This is a genomic window from Pseudomonas guariconensis (genome assembly GCF_015680235.1).
GTDB lineage: Bacteria > Pseudomonadota > Gammaproteobacteria > Pseudomonadales > Pseudomonadaceae > Aquipseudomonas > Aquipseudomonas guariconensis_A.
This window is the reverse complement of the sequence record NZ_JADLJL010000018.1, coordinates 72,440-95,906: the sequence shown is the minus strand read 5'-3', so window position 1 is coordinate 95,906 and position 23,467 is coordinate 72,440. Positions and strand designations below refer to the sequence as shown.

General features: G+C 64.8%; 19 protein-coding genes. 6 read left to right on the top strand and 13 right to left on the bottom strand.

Translation table 11 applies throughout. From position 1 onward, the window contains the following. Positions 1-462 precede the first annotated feature (462 nt). On the top strand, positions 463-1,248 hold the full coding sequence (locus IRZ56_RS14360; RefSeq protein WP_196145526.1) for a sulfite exporter TauE/SafE family protein: 786 nt from the start codon (positions 463-465) through the stop codon (positions 1,246-1,248). A gap of 82 nt (positions 1,249-1,330) precedes the next feature. Here the strand turns inward: IRZ56_RS14360 and IRZ56_RS14355 are convergent, their stop codons facing one another. The 5 genes from IRZ56_RS14355 to IRZ56_RS14335 form a co-directional block, all read right to left on the bottom strand. Continuing rightward, on the bottom strand, positions 1,331-1,870 hold the full coding sequence (locus IRZ56_RS14355; RefSeq protein ID WP_196145525.1) for a histidine phosphatase family protein: 540 nt from the start codon (positions 1,868-1,870) through the stop codon (positions 1,331-1,333). A gap of 25 nt (positions 1,871-1,895) precedes the next feature. Then, the gene (locus IRZ56_RS14350) at positions 1,896-2,222 is read right to left on the bottom strand and encodes a DUF3325 domain-containing protein (protein WP_196145524.1); all 327 of its coding nucleotides are present in this window, start codon (positions 2,220-2,222) and stop codon (positions 1,896-1,898) included. Next, on the bottom strand, positions 2,219-3,748 hold the full coding sequence (locus IRZ56_RS14345) for a PepSY-associated TM helix domain-containing protein (RefSeq protein ID WP_196145523.1): 1,530 nt from the start codon (positions 3,746-3,748) through the stop codon (positions 2,219-2,221). The genes IRZ56_RS14350 and IRZ56_RS14345 overlap by 4 nt, the downstream gene beginning before the upstream one ends. After that, a complete protein-coding gene (locus IRZ56_RS14340; protein ID WP_196145522.1) occupies positions 3,745-4,032 on the bottom strand; it encodes an iron transporter in 288 nt (95 codons plus the stop codon). The genes IRZ56_RS14345 and IRZ56_RS14340 overlap by 4 nt, the downstream gene beginning before the upstream one ends. A gap of 104 nt (positions 4,033-4,136) precedes the next feature. Next, positions 4,137-6,371, bottom strand: coding sequence for a TonB-dependent siderophore receptor (locus tag IRZ56_RS14335; RefSeq protein ID WP_196145521.1), 2,235 nt, complete (start codon positions 6,369-6,371; stop codon positions 4,137-4,139). A gap of 320 nt (positions 6,372-6,691) precedes the next feature. On the opposite strand from IRZ56_RS14335, the gene IRZ56_RS14330 reads away from it, so the two are divergent. Further along, positions 6,692-7,909, top strand: coding sequence for an MFS transporter (locus IRZ56_RS14330; RefSeq protein ID WP_196145520.1), 1,218 nt, complete (start codon positions 6,692-6,694; stop codon positions 7,907-7,909). Positions 7,910-7,914: 5 nt separating this feature from the next. On the opposite strand, the gene IRZ56_RS14325 is transcribed toward IRZ56_RS14330, so the two are convergent. From IRZ56_RS14325 to IRZ56_RS14305, 5 genes are all read right to left on the bottom strand, one after another. Continuing rightward, the gene (locus tag IRZ56_RS14325) at positions 7,915-9,732 is read right to left on the bottom strand and encodes an ABC transporter ATP-binding protein/permease (protein ID WP_196145519.1); all 1,818 of its coding nucleotides are present in this window, start codon (positions 9,730-9,732) and stop codon (positions 7,915-7,917) included. A 184-nt stretch (positions 9,733-9,916) separates the two neighbouring features. Then, entirely contained in the window at positions 9,917-10,126 is a 210-nt protein-coding gene (locus tag IRZ56_RS14320; protein ID WP_196145518.1) for a formate dehydrogenase subunit delta, read from the bottom strand. Next, the gene (fdhF, locus tag IRZ56_RS14315; RefSeq protein WP_196145517.1) at positions 10,123-12,999 is read right to left on the bottom strand and encodes a formate dehydrogenase subunit alpha; all 2,877 of its coding nucleotides are present in this window, start codon (positions 12,997-12,999) and stop codon (positions 10,123-10,125) included. The genes IRZ56_RS14320 and fdhF overlap by 4 nt, the downstream gene beginning before the upstream one ends. After that, positions 12,996-14,555, bottom strand: a complete 1,560-nt coding sequence (locus IRZ56_RS14310; RefSeq protein ID WP_196145516.1) for a formate dehydrogenase beta subunit — start codon at positions 14,553-14,555, stop codon at positions 12,996-12,998. The genes fdhF and IRZ56_RS14310 overlap by 4 nt, the downstream gene beginning before the upstream one ends. Continuing rightward, complete coding sequence (locus tag IRZ56_RS14305; RefSeq protein WP_084858113.1) at positions 14,549-15,031, bottom strand: formate dehydrogenase subunit gamma; 483 nt, start codon at positions 15,029-15,031, stop codon at positions 14,549-14,551. The genes IRZ56_RS14310 and IRZ56_RS14305 overlap by 7 nt, the downstream gene beginning before the upstream one ends. Before the next feature lie 538 nt (positions 15,032-15,569). Between IRZ56_RS14305 and dusA the strand changes: the two genes are divergently transcribed. The 3 genes from dusA (at position 15,570) to IRZ56_RS14290 (ending at position 19,707) form a co-directional block, all read left to right on the top strand. Next, positions 15,570-16,580 carry a tRNA dihydrouridine(20/20a) synthase DusA gene (dusA, locus tag IRZ56_RS14300; protein ID WP_196145515.1) on the top strand — a complete coding sequence of 337 codons (1,011 nt, stop codon included), beginning with the start codon at positions 15,570-15,572 and terminating at the stop codon, positions 16,578-16,580. Positions 16,581-16,702: 122 nt separating this feature from the next. After that, a complete protein-coding gene (gene tal, locus IRZ56_RS14295) occupies positions 16,703-17,629 on the top strand; it encodes a transaldolase (protein WP_196145514.1) in 927 nt (308 codons plus the stop codon). Between the two features lie 191 nt (positions 17,630-17,820). Beyond that, on the top strand, positions 17,821-19,707 hold the full coding sequence (locus IRZ56_RS14290; RefSeq protein WP_196145513.1) for an alkaline phosphatase D family protein: 1,887 nt from the start codon (positions 17,821-17,823) through the stop codon (positions 19,705-19,707). 93 nt (positions 19,708-19,800) lie between these two features. Here IRZ56_RS14290 and rssC read toward each other — a convergent pair whose 3' ends face one another. From rssC to IRZ56_RS14275, 3 genes are all read right to left on the bottom strand, one after another. After that, positions 19,801-20,283, bottom strand: a complete 483-nt coding sequence (gene rssC, locus IRZ56_RS14285) for an anti-sigma factor antagonist RssC (protein ID WP_008099230.1) — start codon at positions 20,281-20,283, stop codon at positions 19,801-19,803. Continuing rightward, a complete protein-coding gene (gene rssB / locus IRZ56_RS14280; RefSeq protein WP_196145512.1) occupies positions 20,280-21,464 on the bottom strand; it encodes a two-component system response regulator RssB in 1,185 nt (394 codons plus the stop codon). Before rssB ends, rssC begins: the two co-directional genes overlap by 4 nt. Positions 21,465-21,893: 429 nt before the next feature. Next, positions 21,894-22,601: a VacJ family lipoprotein gene (locus IRZ56_RS14275; RefSeq protein WP_196145511.1), complete on the bottom strand. Its 708-nt coding sequence runs from the start codon at positions 22,599-22,601 to the stop codon at positions 21,894-21,896. 191 nt (positions 22,602-22,792) lie between these two features. Here IRZ56_RS14275 and IRZ56_RS14270 point away from each other — a divergent pair, with 191 nt between their 5' ends. Further along, complete coding sequence (locus IRZ56_RS14270) at positions 22,793-23,356, top strand: phosphonoacetaldehyde phosphonohydrolase-related protein (protein ID WP_196145510.1); 564 nt, start codon at positions 22,793-22,795, stop codon at positions 23,354-23,356. Positions 23,357-23,467 lie beyond the last annotated feature (111 nt).

The window sequence follows — 23,467 nt, the reverse complement described above, 5'->3', positions numbered from 1 at the left end:
GCGCCGCTTGCCGGGCATCCATGCCCGGCACCCACCTCCGTAATGCCTCCACTCGGCCTCCTGACGTCGCGTTTGGCGGCGCCTGGACTATTGCGCATCGCAAGCAAAAGCAGGTCGGTCGGTTAATTTTGGGCCATCTCATTGGGGCTGCTACGCAGCCCATCGCGGGGCAAGCCCGCTCCTACAGGCAACCCGCCAGTGGCAAGGTTTGCGTGATCCTGTAGGAGCGGCCTTGTGCCGCGATTGGGCCGGGCCAGATATCACCGCCGCCTAGCAAGGGCTTCGCCCTTGATCGCGGGGCAAGCTGGTTCCTACAGGGCTGGTGAATTGCCACCTTATCCATCCAGACGAAGACAGAAAGCAGCTGGTTATAACCTAATAACGAACAAGTCTATTCGGTTATAAAAAAACCTTTATGCTGGCAGCCATCCGATCACGGGCAAGTTGGGCGTCGAGTAGCGTATGGATGTAGGTTCTTTCGGTTTCACCATCGCGGGGCTGGTTGTTGGGTTCATCGTCGGCATGACCGGCGTGGGCGGCGGCTCGCTCATGACCCCCATCCTGCTCTGGTTCGGCATCAACCCGGCTACCGCCGTGGGCACCGACCTGCTCTATGCCGCCATCACCAAGGCCAGCGGCGTCTGGGTGCACGGGCGCAACAAGAACATCGACTGGAAGATCACCGGCTTGCTGAGCCTGGGCAGCGTGCCTGCGGCAGCATCGACCCTGTGGTTCCTCAGCACCCTGCACACCGATACCTCGGCGCTCAATGCAGTGATCAAACAAGGCCTGGCCGTGGTGCTGATCCTCACCGCCCTGGCGATCCTGTTCAAATCCCGCCTGCAGGCTTTTGCCAACCGCCACGCGGGCGACCACTATCACCTGAGCGACCGCACCTTGAATATCCTCACGGTGCTCACCGGCGTGATGCTCGGCGTGATGGTCACCCTGACGTCCATCGGCGCTGGCGCTTTGGGCACCGTAGCGTTGTTCCTGCTCTACCCGTTCCTGGTCACCCGCCGCCTGGTAGGCACCGAAATCGCTCATGCTGTGCCCCTGACCCTAGTGGCAGGCCTGGGCCATGCCGGCATGGGCAACATGGACTGGTCGCTGCTGGGCTACCTGCTGCTCGGCTCGCTGCCTGGCATCTACCTGGGCAGCCACCTCACCGGGCGTATCTCCGACCGCGTGCTGCGCCCTTGCCTGGCGACGATGCTGTTGCTGATCGGCTACAAGCTGGCGTTCTAGATCGGGTAATGGGGGGCGCGCTGTGCGCGCCTTTCGCGGCACAAGGCCGCTCCTACAGGATCCCGGGAGCCCTCCAGCTCGCTCAGCCCAAGCGTAACCGCCACTGCCCCGCCCGGCTCAACTGCAACCGCGCCAATGGCAGCACGTCGATATGCTGAAACCCCGCCAATGGGCTGCCCAGCACATGAACCAGCGCAGCCCGTATCACCTGCGGGTGGGTCACCGCCCAGGTCTCTCCCGGCCCGTTGAACGCCTCCAGCCAGGCCGCAATCCGTTGGCAAAGCTGGCCGATGGGCTCGCCACCATGGGGTGCGCAGTGCGGATCTTGCAGCCATTGTTCCAATGCTTCGGGGGCCTCGGCCTGCAAGTGCTTGAGCGCCAGCCCCTGCCAGGCGCCCAGGTCAACGTCCGCCAGGGCCGGCTCGATAGCTGGGGTTGCCCCGAGGCCGATGGCCGTTTGCAGCGCGCGAGGTTCAGGCGCGCTCAGGATGCGAATGCCCGGCTCGGCTGCGGCGGGCCAGTGGCCTACGGGCAGGATGGCCTCGTCGACAGCGTGGAAGTGTCCGACCTTTTGGCTCTGGGTCAAGGCATGGCAGATGAGGGTCAGGCGAACGGCTTTCACAGGTGGTCTCGTCGTTGAGCGGTGCTCAGAGTATCGACACCGCCCAGAGCGGCAGCAACCCCGCCAGCCCAATTGCCAGCCGCGGCCAATACGGCAGCAGCAGCACCAGCACCACTGCCGCCAGCGAGATCATCCCGAACCAGGCCACCGGCCCCATGGCCCAGCCCCAGGCTTCGGCGCACAGTAGCAGGCTAACGGCCAGCGCTGCCCAGCCGCCGCCACGCAGTGCACGGCGCAGCAGCGGCGGGCATGCCCTGCCCCAGACCTGCTTGTAGTGCCGCTCCAGCCCTTGGCACAGGCCGACCATGCCTACGTAGGCCCACAACAGGCCCCCCACCATCATCATCGTCATCCCTTGGCCCCCACGTAGCGCGCTGTACGGCGCTTCACCGGCGCCCCATCGGCACGCGCCACTCGCCAGGCCGCCATGGCCAGCCCCAAGCCCAGGACCAAGCCGGTGGCTTCGACGCCCAACCGCAGGTTGCCGCTCGCCCCACTGGCTGCACCCAGTACGCCAAGCCCGGCACACAACAACGAAACCAGGCCCAATTGCTCGACCCAGGCGCGCCTGGCAGGTCGCACGCCTGCGTGCAACAGCGCCAACAACCAAGCGCCGAAGAACGCCCGCACCTCCCAGGCCTCGCGGTGCGCCAACTCCACCGGCAGCAGGCGACTGGCCCACAGCAGGCCGACGCAGGCCAGCAACAGGCCGCTGACGAACCCGATGTTGCAGACCTCGGCCAACCGGTACCAGCGACGCGGCCACGTCTCGTCCGTGGCGTCGGCGTACTTGCGCCCGCGCTTGACGCAGAACAGTACCAGCCCGCTGGCGATCATCGCGCAGCTCACCAGCCCGCATACGAAGTACAACCAACGCATGGGGTAGCCACCGAACTGAGCAAAATGCAGGCCTGCCATCACCCGCTGGGTCAGCGGTGCCGGGCGCAGCTCGGGTACGTCGCCGAGCCGTTCGCCGGTGACACCGTCGAAGACCATGGCGTGCCCTTTGGTCAGGGCGATGCGGTTGCCAAGCTCAGGGCGGATCTCGATGCGCGCCGCGGCCGTATTGGGGTTACGGATGTTCAGGCCGCCGATAGGCCCCAGCCGTGCCTGGGCTTCGGCCAGCAAGGGGGCCACGTCGACCAATACACCAGGCTGCCGGACCAACTGGCGCGGCGTCTCCGGCCGCGCATTGCCCTGGGCCTGGAAATACGCCCGGGTGTCGCCGTCGAACAGCGCGTCGACCCCGGCCGGGATGTAGATGAGCATGAAGATCACCAGCCCGGTATAGGTGATCATCAGGTGGAACGGCAGCAACAGCACCGCGCTCGCATTGTGAAAATCCAGCCAGGAACGCTGCCCCTTGGCCGGGCGGAAGGTGAAGAACTCCTTGAAGATCTTCTTGTGGATCACGATGCCGGTGACCAGTGCCGCCAGCATCACCAAGGCCAAGGCGCCGACCACGAAGATGCCCCAATTGCGCGGCAGATCCAGGGTGAAATGGAAGCGGAAGAAGAAATTGCCGCCGACGCTGTCACGCACCTGGATCGGCTCGCCGGTCTGCGGGTCCAGTTGCACGCCGACGCCATGGCGACGGTCGCCGGTGGAAACCCGCAGCCCCGGCGAGCGCTCGGTGGGCAGGCTGATGCCCCAGTTATCAGCAGTGGGCTCATGGGCCTGCAGGTAGGCGATGGCGCGGTGGGCGGCGTCGGCCTGGGAGACTGCGCTGGCCGGAATCTCCGGCTGCATCCAATGGCTGAGTTCCTTGTCGAACACCGCCAGGGTACCGGTGACGAAGATGGCGAACAGCAACCAGCCGAAGATCAACCCGGCCCAGGTATGCAACCAAGCCATCGATTGGGTGAAGGTGTTCTTCATGCCAGCCACCTCACGACCTGGGGCCAGAACCCTGCCATAGCCAGTGGTGTGGCGATGGCCATGGGCAGCCAGGCACGCAAGGCATCACGGCTGGCGAAGGCCCAAAGGATCGCGGCGGTGTAGAAGATGAAGGCCGGTAGCGTGGCGACGGTCACGGCATCGGCCGGGGCCAGCGGCAACAGACGGGCCAGGCAGGCCGTGAAGGCGTAGGTGAAGGCATAGCCGCCGAGCAATGCGGCGGCGCTGCGCGAGAGGATGCCCAGGCTGGTGGAAAGCGTGCTCATCGACGGCTCCTTGAGTGCACGGGACTGCTGCGCAGACCGATCGCGGGACAAGCCCGTTCCTACAGGCTCTACGCGATCGGGCCGCACAGCGGCCCCTGTACACATCAGAACGAAATATTCAGCGCCGCGAACACCGCACGCCCCGGCTGGTTGTAGGTGTTGGCCCCCGAGCTGCTGGCGTTGCCGCCGCGCAGGATCTGCTTGTCGAAGAGGTTGTTCACCCCTACCCGCACGTCATAGTTGGCGTTGAACTTGTAACCAGCACTCACGTCCACCAGGCCATACGCCTTCACGTCCTGCTGGGCAGCCTTGTCGTAGTCCTGCTCGGTGCGGTAGTTGTAGGTCGGCGACTTCTGTTTGCCGAAATAGGTACCCGCCACCTGGAACGACAGCTTGTCGGTAGCACGCCAGTCGAGGGTGGTGTTGACGGTGTATTCGGGGATCACCGACAGCGGCTCGCCGGTCTCGCGGTTGTCGTTGTCGAGCATCCAGGTCAGGTTGGTGTTCCAGTCCAGGGTCGGGGTCAGCTCCATGAAGAAGTTGCCCTCGATGCCTTCGACCCGCGCCTTGCCGGCGTTTTCCCATTGGGTCACACGCGATCCGCTGCCCAGGTTGTAGACCACATCGGTACCACCGATGATCTTGTTCTTGTAGTCATTGCGAAAGTAGGTCGCGCTGGTCCGCCAGCTGCCACGGTCGTACAGCAGGCCGATTTCCTTGTTGACGCTGATCTCAGGCTTGAGATCGGCGTTGCCCTGCAGGTAGCAACCGCCGTTGTTGGTCTGTTTCACGCTGCAACCGTTACCCCGACTGTAGAGCAGGTAGTTGGGGTTGGACTGGTACAGGTTCGGTGTCTTGTAGGCACGGGCGATGCCGCCTTTGAGGCTCAGGGCCTCGGTGAGCTTGTGCGACAGATTCAGGCTCGGGCTGAAGTTGTCGCCGAAGGTTTCGTGATGATCGAAGCGCAGACCCGGGGTGATGGTGGTGTCACCCAGTACGATGTTGTCCTCGACGAACAACGCGTAGCTTCTGGCGGTCATCTTGGTTTCACTGCGGTCGAAGCCAACGATCGGGTCATTGCCGCTCGGGTCGGACGTCTGCGGACGGAACGAGCCCTGGTCGTTGAGCGATTCGTACAGGTACTCCCCGCCCAGGGTCAGCACGTGCTCTGTGCTGCCCAGGGCGAACGGCAGGTTCACTTCGCTGTTCAGGCGGGTGTTGCGCAGGCGCGACATCGCTGCCCCCTCGTCGTTCGGCGCGCCTTCGGTGCGCCCGGCCAGGCCTTCGTTCAACCGCCAGTTGCGCACGTATTCATAGGCCAGCACGGTCTTGCTGGTACCCCAGGTGAAGTCGCCCAGGTGGGTCAGGTCGTAGGTGCTGCGCTGCATGACGTTGGTTTCATGGCCATACAGGTTGGAGACGAATTCCGGGTCGCCGCCACCGTTGCTGTTCATGGTGTCGCCGGCAAAGATGTTGCCCTGGCGGCTGTAGCCGGCGTTGAGTTCCAGACGATGCTCGTCGTTGAGCTTCCAGCTCAACAGGCCGTTGATGTCCTTGTTGCGCACGCCCTCGCGGCCGGCCACCAAGGCGCTGTTGGCGTGCCCTGCGTTGATGTCCAGGTCGTCGGCGTCGGTCTTGGCCAGACCGCCGTAGAGGCGAAAGCCCAGGTTCTCGGTCAGGCCACCGCCGAGGTTGAAGTTGGCCCGGCGGCTGGCCCCTTCGGCGCTGTCTTCGGGCAGCTGGGTGTAGAGGCTGACATTGCCCTTGAGTTCGTCGGTGGGGCGCTTGGTGATGATGTTCACCACCCCGCCCATGGCGCCGGAGCCGTAGCGCGCCGCAGCCGGGCCGCGAAGAATCTCGATACGCTCGACCGCCTCGGCCGGCACCCAGTTGGTCTCGCCACGGGTATCGCGGTCACCGTTCCAGCCGTAGCGCACCGAGTTGCGCGCACTCGACGGTTTGCCATCGATGAGGATCAGGGTGTTCTCCGGGCCCATGCCGCGCAGGTCGATCTGGCGGTTGTTGCCCCTCGCGCCGCTGGCGCTGTTGCCGGTCAGGTTGACCCCGGGTTCGCGGCGGATGAGGTCGGACAGGTCGTTGGCCGGCGGATGGCGCTTGATGTCCTCCTCGGTGATGATCGAGGTGCCCAGGGCCTGGCGAGCTTCACGTTCGGCGGTGACCAGGGTGTCCTGGATCACCAAGGCATTGCCATCGACCGGAACCTCCAGCACCTCGGCGGCCTGCTTCTGCTCGGCCTGGGCCGCAGTCGCCACCATGGCCGGCGACGCCAGTGCGACAAAGGCCAGGGCCAAGCTGTTGGGTGAGGTTCTGGGTTGCATCGACAGATCTCCTGCGGTTCATGGGCCAAAGGCATAACCCGGCCCCCATACGATTACGGGGGCTGACAGGGATCGTGAATATAATGATTCTCAAATGGGTTTAAATCTTATTTACGAAATTTACAGATAGGCAGGGAACTTGTGGGAGCGGGCTTGTCCCGCGATCAAGGGCGAAGCCCTTGCCATACCACCGCAATTGCCGGACCGCCGCAGCGCTGGTCCTCACCCGACTCGACCCAGCAGTTCGTCTCCGACATGGCCATGTCCTACAGTGAAGAGCATTACACCGTATCGAACATGACAAGCCCGCGAGGACCTCGATGAGACATGCTGGCCACGCCCCCTCCTCGCCCTCCCACCAGACGCTCCAGGCCATCCCCCGTAGCGTCTGGGCCCTGGGTTTCGTGTCGATGTTCATGGACATTTCCTCGGAAATGATCCACGCGTTGCTGCCGCTCTACATGGTCACGGTACTGGGCACTTCGGTGGTAGCGGTGGGTTTCATCGAAGGTATAGCCGAGGCGACGGCGTCGATCAGCAAGGTATTTTCCGGCGCGCTGAGCGACCGGCTGGGCAAGCGCAAGCTGCTCACGGTGCTGGGTTATGGCCTGGCGGCGCTGACCAAGCCGGTGTTTCCCCTGGCTTCGGGGCTGGGGTGGCTGGTCGGGGCGCGCTTCGTCGACCGGATCGGCAAGGGCATCCGCGGGGCCCCGCGGGACGCGCTTATCGCCGATGTCACCCCGCCTGGGCTGCGGGGTGCGGCCTTCGGCCTGCGCCAGGCGTTGGATACCGTGGGCGCCTTCCTCGGGCCATTGCTGGCGATCCTGTTGATGTGGCTGACGGCCAGCCACTTCCAGACGGTGTTCTGGATAGCGGTGATACCGGCTTTCCTGGCCCTGTTCGTACTCATCGCCTTCGTTCGCGAGCCCGAGGCTTCCAGCAGGCCAGCTCCCGTGCGCGCCCCTCTGGCGGTCAAGGAACTGGCCCGCCTGGGCGGGCGTTACTGGCGGCTGATCATCCTGGCGACGGTGTTTACCCTGGCGCGCTTCAGTGAAGCCTTCCTGCTGCTGCGTGGCCAGGCCATGGGCCTGCCAGCCTTGTGGGCGCCCGCTGTGCTGGTGCTGATGTCGCTGGCCTACTCACTCTCGGCCTACCCTGCCGGCGCCTTGTCGGACCAGGTCGGGCGCCGGGCGATGCTGCTGATCGGCCTGGGGCTGCTGGTGGCCGCCGACCTGACCCTGGCATGGGCACCGGGCTGGCTGGGCCTGGGATTGGGCGTGGTGCTGTGGGGGCTGCACATGGGCTTTACCCAGGGCATCTTCAGCGCGCTGATCGCCGACAGCGCACCGGCTGATTTGCGCGGCACTGCGTTCGGGATGTTCAACCTGCTGTCCGGGGTGGCGTTGCTGGTCGCCAGCGTAATGGCCGGCCTGCTCTGGGATGCCGCCGGCTACCAGGCCACGTTCCTGCTGGGTGCCCTCCTCGCCGCGGCCACCCTCGCCGGGGTGGCCCTGTTGCGCGGAGCCATCGACCGCTGACAGAACTAGGCCAGCGTGCCCTCGACCGCTTGCTGCTCGAACAACGACCAGCCGCCCTGACCATCGACTTCCAGCCTGTGGGTGTGGAACGCGGCCAAGGTGCTGCGGTGGCCGACGCTCACCAGCAAGGTGTCGGGCATTTCATGGCGCAGCAGTGAATAGAGCGCGTGTTCGAGCCCTTCATCCATGGCCGAGGTGGACTCGTCGAGGAACACCACCTGCGGCCGGTTGAATAACAGCCGAGCGAAAGCCAGGCGCTGCTGCTCACCGACCGAAAGGATATGCGACCAATCGCAACTGACTTCCAGACGCTCGGCCAGGTGGGCCAGGTTGACCTGGCGCAGGGCCTGTTGCATCCGCAGGTCGTCCTCGGGCGCACCGGCCGCCGGGTAGGCGATGGCGGTGCGCAGGTCGCCCAGCGGCAGGTACGGGCGCTGGGAGAGGAACAGCGCACGGTTGCCCAACGGCCGGGCGACCTGGCCCTCGGCGTAGGGCCACAAGCCTGCCAACGCCCGCAGCAATGTGGTCTTGCCACTGCCGGACGGCCCCTTGATCAGTAGGGCCTGGCCGGCCTGCAGGTGCAGTTCGAGGTCGGCGATCAAACGGTGGCCATCGGGGCGCAACACCTGCAGGCCGGAGATGTCCAGCGCCTGGGCTTGGTCCTTGGTGACCACCCGCGGCAACGCGCTGGCTTGTTGGTTGGCGTCGATGAAACCGGTCAGACGGTCCAGGGTGGCGCGGTATTGGGCGAAGGTATCGTAGGACTCACGGAAGAACGACAGCGAATCCTGCACCTGGCCGAAGGCCTGGGAGGTCTGCATGACGTCACCGAGCTTGATCGCGCCACTGAAGAACCGCGGCGCCTGAAGAATGAACGGGAATACCACCGCGACCTGGCTGATCCCCAGGTTGAAACCGTTGAATTTCAGGCTCCGGTAGACCAGCGCCCAGACATTGACGATCAGCGCGCCGAAGCGCCCCAACAGCGTACCCCGCTCCACCTGGGCCCCTTGGTAGAACGCGATGTTCTCGGCGTTCTCGCGCAGGCGCATCAGGGCATAACGAAAATTGGCGGTGAGTTTTTCGTTGAGGAAGTTCAGGCGGATCAGCGGGCGCCCGAGGCGGAAGGCGATCCAGGTCGCGACGATGACGTACAGGTACACGGCAAACACCATCGCCCGGGGAATCTCCATGCCAGCCACCGTCAGCGGTGCGGAAAGCCCCCACAAGATGGCGGTGAAGGCGACCAGGGACACCAGCGCGCTGACCGCACCCAAGGCCAGCGACACGGACCCGGTGACGAATGCGTTGACGTCCAGCTCGATACGCTGGTCAGGGTTGTCTACCGGCTCTGCGAGGAAGCGCCCGCGGTAGTAGGCATCGCCCTGCATCCAGTCGGCCGTCAGGCGTTCGGTCAGCCACACGCGCCAGCGGATGCTGAAGGCCTGGGTCACGTAGTAGGTGAACAACGAGCGCAGCACATGGATGGTGGCCAATACGGCGAATACGCCCAGCAGGTACCAGAACGCCGTCTGGTCGAGGGCTTGCAGGGCGCTGTAGAAGCCGTTGTACCAGAACGAGAACAGCACGTTCAGCCGTACTGAAAACAGCGTAAGTACCAGCAACAGCGCGAACACCAGCAACGGGCGCCAGCTGCGCCTGAAATTGAAATAGGCGCCGGCAAGCTGCCAAAACTGCCGGCCCCAACGGGTAAAACGCACCGCCAGGGCGCCGGCGGCGGCAAAGCCGGCAAGGGTGAACAGAGAGGCGATTGCGAGCCAGCTCAGGCTCTCCTGCAGGGCCTGGTGCCAGTTCATGTCCATGGGTGACTTCCATACGAATGCGGGTTATCTGGCGAGCGTAGCATTGCCCCCGGATTCGTCAGGCATACATGACGGACTTTTCATCTTTTGCGAGCGGCCCAATCGCCGGCAAGCCGGCTCCCACAGGGAGCATTGGCACAGCCCCCTGTGGGGGTCGGCTTGCCGGCGATTGGGCGGGACCGCGCTAGGCCAGTGCCTCACGCACCAACGTATGCAGCTCGGCCTGCGGATTGGCCTGGGACCATTCCCCCAGTTGCCGACGCATGGCCGGCGTCCAGAAGCTCTGGATATGCTGCCTCACCCCCTCCACCGCCAGCGCCCGGTCGGGCTCGCTGGCGAAGTACTGGGCGATCTGGTTGGCCATCTTGACCAGGCTTTCGTGACCACTGCTCATCGGCGCACCTCGGCTTTCTCGGCTTGGCGGCGTTCCTTGAGCAGCCGCTGCTGTTCATCGCTGAAGGCCTGGTAGCGCTTCTGCCATTCGGACGGCTGGAACACCCGCACCACTTCCACCGCCGTGACCTTGTACTCAGGGCAGTTGGTGGCCCAGTCGGAGTTATCGGTGGTGATCACGTTGGCCCCGGACTCGGGGAAGTGGAACGTGGTGTACACCACGCCCGGCGCGACCCGGCTGCTGATCTTGGCACGCAGCACCGTCTGCCCTGCCCGGCTGCCCACGCCGACCCAGTCGCCATCGCTGATGCCACGGCTCTCGGCGTCGGTCGGGTGAATCTCCAGGCGGTCCTGGGCATGCCAGGCAACGTTCTCGGTACGGCGGGTCTGGGCGCCGACGTTGTACTGGCTGAGGATACGCCCAGTGGTCAGCAACAGCGGGAAGCGGTTGTTGACCTTCTCGTCGGTCGGCACGTAGCCGGTCAGCATGAAGCGGCCCTTGCCACGCACGAACTGGTCGATGTGCATGGTCGGCGTGCCATCCGGCGCCTCGTCGTTGCACGGCCATTGCAGGCTGCCGTGGCGGTCGAGCTCGGCGTAGCTGACCCGGTGGAAGGTCGGGGTCAGGCGCGCGATCTCATCCATGATTTCCGAGGGGTGGCGGTAGTCCATCTTGTAGCCCAGCGCATTGGCCAGGGCCACGGTGGCTTCCCAGTCGCCCTTGCCGGCCAGCGGTTCCATGACTTTGCGTACCCGCGAGATGCGGCGCTCGGCGTTGGTGAAGGTGCCGTCCTTCTCGAGGAACGAGCTGCCCGGCAGGAATACGTGGGCGAACTTGGCGGTCTCGTTGAGGAAGATGTCCTGTACCACCACGCACTCCATGGCCATCAAGGCGGCGGTGACATGCTGGGTGTTGGGGTCGCTCTGGGCGATGTCCTCGCCCTGGCAGTAGAGCGCCTTGAAGCTGCCGTCCAGGGCCGCCTCGAACATGTTGGGGATGCGCAGGCCCGGGTCGGGCTGCAGGGTCACGCCCCAGGCCTGTTCGAACTCGCTGCGCACGGTCTCGTTGGAGATGTGCCGGTAGCCAGGCAGCTCGTGGGGGAAGGAGCCCATGTCGCAGGAGCCCTGGACGTTGTTCTGCCCACGCAGCGGGTTCACGCCCACGCCTTCGCGGCCGACGTTGCCGGTGGCCATGGCCAGGTTGGCGATGCCCATCACCGCGGTACTGCCCTGGCTGTGCTCGGTGACGCCCAGGCCGTAGTAAATCGCCGCGTTGCCGCCGGTGGCGTACAGGCGAGCCGCTTCGCGGATCTGTTCGGCCGGCACGCCGCAGACCGGGCCGAGCACTTCAGGTGCGTTTTCCGGGAGGCTGACGAAGTCGCGCCAACGGGCGAAGTCTGCCGCCTCGCAGCGAGCATCGACGAACGGCTGGTCGACCAGGCCTTCGGTGACGATCACATGGGCCAGGGCATTGAGCATGGCCACGTTGGTGCCCGGACGCAGCTGCAGGTGCAGCTCGGCGCGGGCGTGAGGCGAATCCACCAGGTCGATCCGGCGCGGGTCGATGACGATCAGCCGCGCGCCCTGACGCAGGCGACGCTTGAGCTGGGAGCCGAACACTGGGTGGGCGTCGGTGGGGTTGGCACCGATCACCAGCACCACGTCGGCCTGCATCACCGAGTCGAAGCTCTGGGTACCGGCCGACTCGCCCAGGGTCTGCTTCAGGCCATAGCCGGTCGGCGAGTGGCAGACGCGCGCGCAGGTGTCGACGTTGTTGTTGCCGAAGGCGGCGCGTACCAGCTTCTGCACCAGGTAGGCTTCTTCGTTGGTGCAGCGGCTGGAAGTGATGCCGCCGATGGAATCACGCCCGTACTTGAGCTGGATGCGACGGAACTCGCTGGCCGCGTAGTTGACCGCTTCGTCCCAGCTGACTTCCTGCCACGGGTCGTTGATGTGCTTGCGGATCATCGGCTTGGTGACGCGATCCGGGTGGGTGGCATAGCCCCAGGCGAAGCGGCCCTTGACGCAGGCATGGCCATGGTTGGCGCCGCCGTTCTTGTCCGGGACCATGCGCACCAGTTGGTCGCCCTTCATCTCGGCGCGGAACGAGCAGCCCACGCCGCAATAGGCGCAGGTGGTGATCACGGCGCGCTCGGGCTGGCCGAGCTGGATAAGGCTCTTCTCGCTCAAGGTCGCGGTCGGGCAGGCCTGCACGCAGGCACCGCAGGAGACGCATTCGGACTCTAGGAAGTTGTCACCGCCAGCTGCTGCCACACGCGACTCGAAGCCACGGCCGGTGATGGTCAGGGCGAAGGTGCCCTGGATTTCTTCGCAGGCACGTACGCAGCGGTTGCAGACGATGCACTTGCTCGGCTCGTAGTCGAAGTACGGGTTGGAGACGTCCTTCTTTTCGTCCAGGTGGTTTTCGCCCTCGTAGCCGTAGCGCACCTCGCGCAGGCCCACCTGGCCGGCGACGGTCTGCAGCTCGCAGTTGCCGTTGGCCGAGCAGGTCAGGCAGTCCAGCGGGTGGTCGGAGATGTACAGCTCCATCACGTTGCGGCGCAGGTCGGCCAGGCGTGAGGTCTGGGTACGCACCACCATGCCCTCGGTGACGGGTGTGGTGCAGGATGCCGGGTAACCGCGCATGCCCTCGATTTCCACCACGCACATGCGGCAGGAGCCGAAGGCCTCCAGGCTGTCGGTGGCGCAGAGCTTGGGAATGGTGGTGCCCAGCAGCGCCGCGGCACGCATCACCGAGGTGCCGGCAGGCACACTGATTTCACGGCCATCGATGACCAGGTTGACCTGCACATCGCTTTCGCGGGCAGGCGTCCCCAGGTCGATGTCGCTGGCGGGGTCGAAGAAATTGATCACTGGGCGACCTCCGTAGTGGTCAGACCGAAGTCGGCGGGGAAATACTTGAGGGCGCTGGCCACCGGGTAGGAGGTCATCCCGCCCATGGCGCACAGCGAGCCGTACTGCATGGTGTCGCACAGGTCATGCAGCAGTTGGGCCTGGTTCTGACGCTCGGTGACATCGGTGGCGGCGATCAGCCGGTCCACCACTTCCATGCCACGGGTCGAGCCGATTCGGCACGGCGTACACTTGCCGCAAGATTCCTCGGCACAGAACTGCATGGCGAAGCGGGCCATGCTGGCCATGTTCAGGGTGTCGTCGGCGACGACCACGCCACCGTGGCCGAGCATCGCGCCGATGGCGGCGAAGGCCTCGTAGTCCATCGGCGTGTCGAAGGCGCTGGGCGGCACCCAGGCGCCCAACGGGCCACCCACCTGCGCAGCCTTCAACGGCCGGCCGCTGGCGGTACCACCGCCATAGCCTTCCACCAGTTCGCGCAGGGTCAGGCCGAAAGCGCGCTCGACCAGGCCGCCCTGGCGAATGTTGCCTGCCAGCTGGAACGGCATGGTGCCCAGCGAGCGGCCCATGCCGAAGTCGCGGTAGAACGCCGAGCCCTTGGCCATGATCACCGGCACCGAGGCCAGGGTGAGCACGTTGTGCACCAGCGTCGGCAGGCCGAACAGGCCCTCGAGCGCGGGCAGCGGCGGCTTGGCACGGACGATGCCACGCTTGCCTTCGATGGATTCCAGCAGCGCGGTTTCCTCACCGCAGATATAGGCACCGGCACCGACCCGCACTTCCAGGTCGAAGGCCTTGCCGCCGCCAGCGACGTCATTGCCCAGGTAACCTGCCTCACGGGCGATGTCGAAGGCCTGGTTCAGCACGCGGATCGCATCCGGGTATTCGGAACGCACGTAGATGTAGCCCATGGTCGCGCCCACGGCGAGACCGGCAATGGCCATGCCTTCGATCAGCAGGAAGGGGTCACCTTCCATCAGCATGCGGTCGGCGAAGGTACCGGAGTCGCCTTCGTCGGCGTTGCACACCACGTACTTCTGTTCTGCACGGGCGTCACGCACGGTGCGCCACTTGATACCGGCCGGGAACGCCGCGCCGCCACGGCCACGCAGGCCGGAGTCCAGCACGGCGGCGACCACTTCGGCGCCATCGAGCGCAACGGCCCGGGCCAGGCCCTCGAAACCGCCGTGGGCGCGGTAGTCGTCCAGCGACAGCGGCCGGGTGATGCCGGCACGGGCAAACAGCAGGCGCTGCTGGGTCTTGAGGTACGGAATGTCTTCGACCGGCCCCAGGGCCAGCGAATGCTTGGCAGGCTCACCGGCCAGCGCATCCAACAGGCCAGGCACGTCATCGACGCTGACCGGGCCGAAACCGTGGCGGCCATCGGTCTGCTCCACTTCGACCAGCGGCTCCAGCCAGTACAAGCCACGGGAACTGGTGCGCTGGATGTCTACCGGCAACTGCCGACGTTCGGCCTCGCGGGCCAAGGCTTCGACGACCTGGTCGGCACCGACGGCGCGGGCGATCGAATCGCAGGGAATGAACAGCTTCAGCATGCTTCGTCCTCCAGGCAGCCATTGACCAGGGAACGCAAGCGTTCAGGGGTGATACGGGCATGCAACTGGCCATCGAGCTCCAGGGCTGGCGAGCAGGCGCAGGCGCCCAGGCAGTACACCGGTCGCAGGCTGATCGCGCCATCGGCGCTGGTACCATGGTCGTCCAGCGCCAGCTGTTCGCGCAGCTGCGCGGCGAGCGCCTCGGCCCCACGACTCTGGCAAGACTCGGCCCGGCACAGGCGCAGGGTATGGCGCGCCGGCGGCGTGGTATGGAAATCGTGGTAGAAACTGATCACCCCGCGTACCTCGGCCTGGCTGAGGTTCAGAGCATGGGCGATGTCGGGAACGGCGCCATCGGGCACATAGCCCGCGCCTTCCTGGATGGCGTGGAGGATCGGCAGCAAGGCACCGGGGGTGTCCTTGAAGCGTTCCAGCACGGTCTGGATCAATGGCAGGTGAAGCGTCTCATCAGGCATACAGCGGACCTCGGCATCACGGACCGACCTGCCTCCCTGGGCAGGCCGCCGGTGTCTTCTGCTGCGGCGCACCGGCCATGTCACGGTTGCATGGTTACGGACGCCCTCCGTGCCCATGGCCATGCGTCTGCGCGCACTGGTTCCCTAGGCATCCTTAAAGCATGGCAGCCCTGGCGCTGGAGATTTGCACCCAAGCGACAGGGCACATCCTGAAACCGACGCGGGGTGCTGGAAGGCTTTTTGCCTGGTGCTGTAGGAGCCAACTGTTTTTCGCTTCAACCCGACCACCCCATCAGCATGACTTTTCGCGGCCATGGCAAATGGGTGAATGACCGAATCCACCCGCTGGACCGGAGCGACCGACGGTCGAGGCTCCTTCCAAGAGGTAAACGACCGCCACTCTTGATAGACTATGGCCCGACTGTCTTCGGAGCAGCGCCGAACAATGTAACGGCCGCTTTCGCACTCTTCTCCAGCGCGTCCGACCGACACCCTGCGCCGCAGACACTTCCGTCCGCCCCGTTACCCGCCGTGAACCATGCCAGCTGAAAACGCCACCACCCTGACCATTGCTCGCCCTGAGCCCTCCCGCCGCTTCAGCGTTGCGCCGATGATGGACTGGACCGACCGCCACTGCCGGTTCTTCCTGCGCCTGCTCTCCAAGCACACCCTGCTCTACACCGAGATGGTCACCACCGGCGCGCTGCTGCACAACGATGCCCACCGTTTCCTGCGCCACGATGTGTCCGAGCACCCGCTGGCCCTGCAGCTGGGCGGCAGTGTGCCGGCGGAGCTGGCGGCCTGTGCGCGGTTGGCCGAGGAGGCGGGCTACGACGAGGTCAACCTCAATGTCGGCTGCCCCAGCGACCGGGTGCAGAACAATATGATCGGCGCCTGCCTGATGGGCCACCCGGCGTTGGTGGCCGATTGCGTCAAGGCCATGCGCGATGCGGTGACTATTCCGGTCACGGTCAAGCACCGCATCGGCATCAACGGCCGCGACAGCTATGCCGAGCTGTGCGACTTCGTCGGCCAGGTGCGTGATGCCGGTTGCCGCAGCTTCACCGTGCATGCGCGCATCGCCATCCTCGAGGGCCTGTCGCCCAAGGAGAACCGTGAGATCCCGCCGCTGCGCTATGACGTGGCGGCGCAGCTCAAGGCCGACTTCCCGGACCTGGAGCTGGTGCTCAACGGCGGTATCAAGACGCTGGAGGAATGCCACGCGCACCTTCAGACCTTCGATGGGGTGATGCTGGGGCGCGAGGCGTACCACAACCCTTACTTGCTGGCCGACGTGGACCAGCAGCTGTTCGGCAGCGAGGCTCCGGTGGTCAGCCGCAGCGAAGCGATGGTGCAACTGCGCCCCTATATCGTCGCGCACATGCAAAGCGGCGGGGCCATCCACCACATCACGCGCCATATCCTCGGCCTGGGCCAGGGCTTCCCGGGTGCGCGGCGCTTCCGCCAGCTGCTGTCGGCAGACATCCACAAGGCCCAGGACCCATTGGCCGTGCTCGACCAAGCCGCCGAGCTGCTGCAGGGCCGCTGACGGAACCCCGGGCGCGCTTTCGACTCGAACCTTCATTCCCTCGCCCGACCTGCCCCGCCGGCCCTTGAGTGGCTGTCGGGGCTCGGGTAATGTCGAGTCATTGCACAGGACAGAGCACGCCCATGACCTCCAAGCTGGAACAACTCAAGCAGTTCACCACCGTGGTCGCCGACACCGGGGACCTGGACGCCATCACCCGCCTCAAGCCGGTCGACGCCACCACCAACCCTTCGCTGTTGCTCAAGGCTGCGGCGATCCCGGGTTACGCGGACCTGCTCAAGCAGGTGAAGCGCGATGCCAAGGGCAATGTGGACCTGGCCTGCGACACGTTCGCCGTGGCCGTGGGCTCGGGTATCCTCAAGGTCATCCCGGGGCGTATCTCCACCGAAGTGGATGCGCGCCTGTCGTTCGACGAACCTGCCCTGCTGGCCAAGGCCCGCCAATTGATCGAGCTGTACGAAAAGGCCGGCGTGCCGCGTGACCGCGTGCTGATCAAGCTGGCCTCCACCTGGGAAGGCATCCGCGCCGCCGAGAAGCTGGAAAAGGAAGGCATCCAGACCAACCTGACCCTGCTGTTCTCCTTCGCCCAGGCCCAGGCCTGCGCCGATGCGGGGGTGTTCCTGATCTCGCCGTTCGTGGGCCGTATCTACGACTGGTACAAGAAAAGCACCGGCAAGGAATACGTCGGCGCCGAAGACCCGGGCGTGCAGTCGGTGACACGCATCTACAACTACTACAAGGCCAATGGCTACGACACCGTGGTCATGGGCGCGAGCTTCCGCAACATCGGCCAGATCGAGCAGTTGGCCGGCTGCGACCGCCTGACCATCAGCCCCGAATTGCTGCAACAGTTGAGCGACGACCAGGGCCAACTGCCCCGCGTGCTCCAGCCGGGCAATGCCGGTGAAGCCAAGCAGCACTTGAGCGAAAGCCAATTCCGTTGGGCGATGAACGAAGACGCCATGGGCACCGAGAAACTGGCCGAAGGTATTCGCCAGTTCGCCCGCGACCAAGAGAAGCTCGAAGCGCTGATGGCTGAAAAGGCCTGATACAAATCTGGCTTGCCCGGCGGGCGGGAAATGCCGAGCATTTTCCGCCCGTTGTCGTTGGGGGCCGTTACCGGGCCTTTCCCTATGAATCTACCGACGCAATCGCGGGGCAAACCCGCCCCCACAGGGCTGGCGCCAAGCGTGTGGGAGCGGGCTTGCCCCGCGATTGGATAGAACAGACACCAGGATCAATGGCAATCGACGCCCCGCTCCCCCTCGTGCTCGCCGGCCCCGTGCTACGCCGCCTGGAACCCCAGCGCCTGGTCATCTGGCTGGTAGCCACGCAACCGCTTCGCCCTGAATTCACCCTCGATTGCCCAGGCATCACGACCGACCTCCATTGCGAGGTGGTGCCCATCGGCACGCATGCGTTCGTGCACTTGCTGGACATCCGGTTCGATCCGCCGCTGCCGTGCAACGTGGCGATCGAATACGACCTGTTGCTGGGCGACGCCCAGGGCACCGCCGACTGGGCACCGCACCTGCTCTACCCAGGCCAGCAACGGCCGAATTTCGTGTTGCGCGAACGCATCGACCAGTTGCTCCACGGTTCCTGCCGCAAGCCCCACCACCCGGCCGTCGACGGTCTGCTTTGCGCCGACCGCTTGCTGAAACAGGGCCAACCGCCCCAGGAGCGCCCCGCGCTGCTGCTGATGAGCGGCGACCAGGTCTATGCCGACGATGTCGCGGGGCCCATGTTGCGGGCTATCCATGGGCTCGTGGAGCGCCTGGGCCTGTTCCAGGAAACCCTCGAAGGCGCCTTGGTCAACAACAGTGCCGAGCTGTATCGCCACCCGGCCTGCTACTACCACCGCGCCGACTTGCTGCCCGCCCAGGAGGGCAACGAGACCTTGCGCGAACGCTTCTTCGGCGGCAAGCGCAAGCCGATCTTCTCCAGCAGCAACGCCGACAACCATCTGGTGACCTTCGCTGAAGTCATGGCCATGTACCTGCTGGTCTGGTCGCCAACACCCTGGCAGATGGTGCGCCTGGACATGCCCGCAGGCCTGACCGACAAGCGCCAGGCCCGCTACCGCCAGGAGTTGCCGCTGATCGAGGCGTTCGCCGCGGACCTCGGTCAGGTGGCGCGGGTCATGGCCCACCTACCGTGCCTGATGATCTTCGATGACCACGACATCACCGATGACTGGAACCTGTCAGCACAATGGGAGGAAACCGCCTACGGGAATCCGTTCTCCCGCCGGATCATCGGCAATGCACTGCTGGGCTACCTGCTCTGCCAAGGCTGGGGCAACGACCCGGACAGCTGCCAGGCACTGGTCGAACAAAGCAAGGCCCTGGGAGAACAGGCCCTGCAAGCGCACCTGGACCACCCGGCGCATGACGCGCTGATCGACCAGCTCCTGCGCTTCCAGGGCTGGCAGTTCAACCTGCCCAGTACCCCGCCCCTGCTGGTGCTCGACACCCGCACCCGCCGCTGGCGCAGCGAAAGCAGCCTGAAGAAACCCTCCGGCCTGCTGGATTGGGAAGCCCTGAGCGAGCTGCAGCAGGCGCTGCTCGACCACCCTTCGGCGATCATCGTGTCTCCGGCGCCGATCTTCGGTGTCAAGCTGATCGAGACCGTGCAGCGGGTATTCAGCTGGCTGGGCTACCCATTGCTGGTGGACGCCGAGAACTGGATGGCCCATCGTGGCGCGGCCCAGGTCATCCTCAATATCTTCCGCCACTCGCGCACGCCGGGGCATTACGTGATCCTCTCCGGTGACGTGCATTATTCATTCGTCTATGAAGTGCTGATCCGCCATCGACAGCGCAGCCCACACCTGTGGCAGATCACCAGCAGCGGTATCAAGAACCAGTTCCCCAAGCGCCTGCTGGACGTGCTGGATCGCCTGAACCGCTGGCTCTACGCGCCCCGCTCGCCGCTCAACTGGTTCACCAAGCGCCGGCAGATGGAGGTGGTGCCGCGCACGCCCAGCCGCAGCCAGGCCGGTGAACGGCTGTGGAACAGTGCAGGGTTGGGGCAGGTGTTCTTCGACGAACAAGGGCGACCGGCGCGGGTGCTGCAACTCAATGCCGATGGGTCGCCGGCCAATGAATTCTGCGAGGTGGAGTAATGCGAGCCTGACGCAATCGCGGGGCAAGCCCGCGCCTACACGGGTAGCGCTAGCCAGCCATTGCGGCAACGCAACCCGAAAGGCTATCAGGAATCAGGTACGCTCCAAGGCGCTCACCAGGTCATGGAACGCCTCGCGGTTGGAGTCGTTCAGGCCCATGAGGATCTTGTGCGCCTCCAGCACCTTGGAGCGCACCACATCCTCGTTCTGGTCCTGGGACGGCAGGTCGGTCAGACACTCCGGGCATGGCACCGGGCGATCGACGATATTGAACACCTGGTCGAAGCCCATCGATTGCAGCAACCGGGAAATGTCCGGGTTGGTGGTGACCACGGTCGGCAACAGCCCGACTTTCTGCCGGGACAGGATGGACAGCTTGGCCAACAGGCCAAGGGTGGTGCTGTCGATGCTCTCGGTCTCGGTCAGGTCGATGACGATGGCCGAGAAGTTCAGCGCAGTGAAGATCTTTTCGATCGTCGCATCCAGCGCCGAGCACAGGGTCAGGCGCACTTCACCGACAAACTTCAGAACGAAGGTCCCGCTCTGCTCGGCGAACTGGATTCTACCGGTACTCATTCAAGGTTCCTGCTCAACACCAATAGGGCGATATCATCCGGCATCTCCCCAAGCGTAGCCAATTCGAATCGTTGGCGCAGCCCGTCCAGGCTGCCCCCCGCGTCCTTGACGATTTCCGGCAAGGTCGCTTCCTTATCTTTGAGTGTATCCCCTGGCAAAAGGTCCAGAATGCCATCGGACATCAGGCTCAGGCTGAAGCGCGGCGGCAACTCCAGCACCTGGTCCTGGTAGCTGGCTTCTTCGAACAGCCCCACCGGCAGGCCGCGGCCTTCCAAGTAGCGGGCCTGGCCCGGGGTATAGAGCACCGGCAATGGTAGATGGCCGCCGACGCTGTAGGTCATCAACCCGGTGTCCTCGTCGATCACCCCGCCAACCATGGTCACGTGCTTGCCCAGTTTGCAGTTGATCAGCCCACGGTTGATGTGGCTGAGCACCTGCGAGGGCTTGAACTCGCGCATCCTGTTGCTGCGCTTGAATTCGAACAGCAAACGGGTGGTCATGAACTTGAGCAGCACCGTGACGAACGCAGACGAGGCGCCATGGCCGGATACGTCCGCCAGGTAGAAGGCGATACGCCGATCATCCACCCGGAAGTAGTCGGCAAAGTCACCCGACAGGTACAACGAGGGGATGATCTGGTGCTCGAACGACAGGTCACCGGCCACCCACGGGCTTTCCGGCAGCATGTTCATCTGCACCTGACGGCCGGCGTTCTGGTCCTCCTGCAACAGGTGCAGGCTGGCTTCCAGCTCACGGTTGGCCGCCTCGAGCTTGTCGCGGTAGCGCTGGTTCTCGAGCACCAGGCGCGAACGGTCGAGGGCCCGGCGTACCGAGTGCTCGAGCACGGCGAGGTCTTCCAGGGGCTTGATCAGGTAATCGGCAGCGCCCAAGCGCAAGGCCTCGACCGCATCGCTCATGACACCCGCGCCGGAAACCACGATCACCGGCAACTGCGGCGCGCGCTCGCTGACCCGACGGATCAGCTCGAGGCCGCCCATTTGCGGCATGCGCAGATCGCAGATCACGAGGTCGGGCTGGTGTTCTTCGAAGACCTGGAGCCCCTGCTGGCCATTACCGGCCTGGAGGACGCTGAAGCCACTGTCTTCCAGATAGGCGGCGAGGCTGGCACGGACCACGTCGTCGTCATCGATGATCAGCAGCGTTGCACTGGTTTTCTGCATGTGGGCGAACGGCGCCGGATTGGGTTGGCGTAGCGGCGTCGGCAAAGCGGGCGCGGCGCTACTGGAATACGGTGTGGCAACACTCTACTTGAGTTGTAGGACAAGAAAACAAGCCCGGCAACTCGCAGAGGTACCCTGTAAGGCGCAGACGGTACTCTCATCCGCCAGGCGTTTCAAGCATGCAAGGGTCGAGTGTCTCGCACCGTTATAGGGCAAATGACCGGAAGTTATAAGAAAGCGACCCGATACGATCCGAATGGTTGGAAGCCAGGCGTGAGCAGTGCCGTTTCATGGCCATCGCGGGGCTTGGAATAGGCGCCCTTCCTGGAGCGGGCTTGCCCCGCGATGGGCTGCATAGCAGCCCCAAGCCACGAACTCACTGATTGAACGGCCCTGAACCGCCACCTGGCAGCACTGCGACTCAGCGAATCAGAAGTCGTCTTCGACCTCGCCATCCTTGACGCGGAACTCACGGTTCTGCAGGTAGGCATTACGGATGAAGATGTACTTGTCGCCGCTGATCAGCTTCTCTGCCGACAACAGCTCGGCCCGGGTGTCGATCACGTCCAGGGCGAAGATCGAGTTGCGGGTCGGCACGTGGTCGATGTAGCGGTACGGCCGGGTGTAGGTGTCCGGGTACTTGGCCAGACCATCGCGCACGGTGCTTGGGCCGAGGAACGGAATGACCACGTAGGGGCCACTGCCCACGCCCCAGTAGCCCAGGGTTTGGCCGAAGTCCTCGTCGTTGCGCTGCAGGCCCATCTTGGTGCCCACATCGAAGAAGCCCCCCAGGCCGAAGGTGGTGTTGACGATCAGACGCGCGGTGTCGACGCCGGCGGCATGCGGCTTGAGCTGCAGCACATCGTTCACTAGGTTGGTGACGTCGCCCAGGTTGCGGAAGATGTTGTGAATGCCATCTTCGAGAAACTGCGGGGTCACCGCCTGATAGCCCTTGGCCAACGGCTTGAGGGCATAGGTGTCGAGGGTATCGTTGAACTTGAAGATCGGTCGGTTGACCGCCTCCCAGGGATCCTCCTCGGTGGCCGCCTGGGTAGCTGCCACAGGCGCCAGCAACAAGCTGGCGCAGACACAGGCCTGGGTGACTCGCTCGATCACTCCGGCACCGATCCTACGCATACATGTTTCTCCATCGGATTTCACGGCCGCGGCGCCCCTGGGCGCTGCGTAATTAAGACGCCAGTATAAATGCTGATTGGCTGATAAACAGCCTTACACTTTTTTATTCAAGATTATGTGAACAACTGTTGCGGTGTCATCCAGCGGTCACACAGCCGACCTAGCCTGCGGGCTATTTCAGGGACGTTGCCATGCACGATGCCTCCGACTTCACCGCCGTGCTCTTCGGGCTGCGCGGTTGCCTGGTCCAACCCATGGGCGGCGCTCCCCTGCCCTCGCCCGGCGCCCTCGACACCCTGTCCAGCCTGCGGCGCCAGCGCGTGCCCTGCATCTGGCTCGACGACGTAAGCCCAAGCCAAGGCAAGCGCCTGGCCGCCGTGCTGCCCGACTGGCTGCCAGGGCAACTGGTCAACGGCTGCCCCTTGCCGGCACCGAATGCCTGCTGGCAGGCGTTGATGGCCCTGCAAAGCGAACGCCTGGAGGGCTGCGTGCTGGTCAGCGGCCAGCCACGCCTGTTGCAGGCAGGCCTCAATGCCGGGTTGTGGACAGTCGGCCTGGCCGGCTGCAGCCCCGAGTGCGACCCCAGCTCCCGCCAGTGGCAGGCCATGACCGAGCGGGAGCGCGAGCTGGCCCGCGGCAAGGCGACCCTCGCGCTGTTCGGCCTGGGCGTGCATTCGGTGATCGACCATCTGGAGGCCCTGGACACCTGCCTTGCCGATATCGGCCTGCGCCGGCGCAAGGGTGAAAAACCCTGATACGGCCTCGTTGACGCGGATCATGCAAAGCGCCCGCGGGTGGATTACGCTTGAAGGCAGGCCAGAACCTTTGCCCCGTTGCGAAGGTCAATGCCTTGCCAAGCCATAGAG

What these genes read in the sequence shown, in the direction of transcription:
- IRZ56_RS14360 (WP_196145526.1), top strand. Translation starts at nt 463, where the DNA reads ATGGATGTAGGTTCTTTCGGTTTCACCATCGCGGGGCTGGTTGTTGGG.
- IRZ56_RS14350 (WP_196145524.1), bottom strand. Translation starts at nt 2,222, where the DNA reads ATGACGATGATGATGGTGGGGGGCCTGTTGTGGGCCTACGTAGGCATG.
- IRZ56_RS14345 (WP_196145523.1), bottom strand. Translation starts at nt 3,748, where the DNA reads ATGAAGAACACCTTCACCCAATCGATGGCTTGGTTGCATACCTGGGCC.
- IRZ56_RS14340 (WP_196145522.1), bottom strand. Translation starts at nt 4,032, where the DNA reads ATGAGCACGCTTTCCACCAGCCTGGGCATCCTCTCGCGCAGCGCCGCC.
- IRZ56_RS14335 (WP_196145521.1), bottom strand. Translation starts at nt 6,371, where the DNA reads ATGCAACCCAGAACCTCACCCAACAGCTTGGCCCTGGCCTTTGTCGCA.
- IRZ56_RS14330 (WP_196145520.1), top strand. Translation starts at nt 6,692, where the DNA reads ATGAGACATGCTGGCCACGCCCCCTCCTCGCCCTCCCACCAGACGCTC.
- IRZ56_RS14325 (WP_196145519.1), bottom strand. Translation starts at nt 9,732, where the DNA reads ATGGACATGAACTGGCACCAGGCCCTGCAGGAGAGCCTGAGCTGGCTC.
- IRZ56_RS14320 (WP_196145518.1), bottom strand. Translation starts at nt 10,126, where the DNA reads ATGAGCAGTGGTCACGAAAGCCTGGTCAAGATGGCCAACCAGATCGCC.
- IRZ56_RS14310 (WP_196145516.1), bottom strand. Translation starts at nt 14,555, where the DNA reads ATGCTGAAGCTGTTCATTCCCTGCGATTCGATCGCCCGCGCCGTCGGT.
- IRZ56_RS14305 (WP_084858113.1), bottom strand. Translation starts at nt 15,031, where the DNA reads ATGCCTGATGAGACGCTTCACCTGCCATTGATCCAGACCGTGCTGGAA.
- dusA (WP_196145515.1), top strand. Translation starts at nt 15,570, where the DNA reads ATGCCAGCTGAAAACGCCACCACCCTGACCATTGCTCGCCCTGAGCCC.
- tal (WP_196145514.1), top strand. Translation starts at nt 16,703, where the DNA reads ATGACCTCCAAGCTGGAACAACTCAAGCAGTTCACCACCGTGGTCGCC.
- IRZ56_RS14290 (WP_196145513.1), top strand. Translation starts at nt 17,821, where the DNA reads ATGGCAATCGACGCCCCGCTCCCCCTCGTGCTCGCCGGCCCCGTGCTA.
- rssC (WP_008099230.1), bottom strand. Translation starts at nt 20,283, where the DNA reads ATGAGTACCGGTAGAATCCAGTTCGCCGAGCAGAGCGGGACCTTCGTT.
- rssB (WP_196145512.1), bottom strand. Translation starts at nt 21,464, where the DNA reads ATGCAGAAAACCAGTGCAACGCTGCTGATCATCGATGACGACGACGTG.
- IRZ56_RS14275 (WP_196145511.1), bottom strand. Translation starts at nt 22,601, where the DNA reads ATGCGTAGGATCGGTGCCGGAGTGATCGAGCGAGTCACCCAGGCCTGT.
- IRZ56_RS14270 (WP_196145510.1), top strand. Translation starts at nt 22,793, where the DNA reads ATGCACGATGCCTCCGACTTCACCGCCGTGCTCTTCGGGCTGCGCGGT.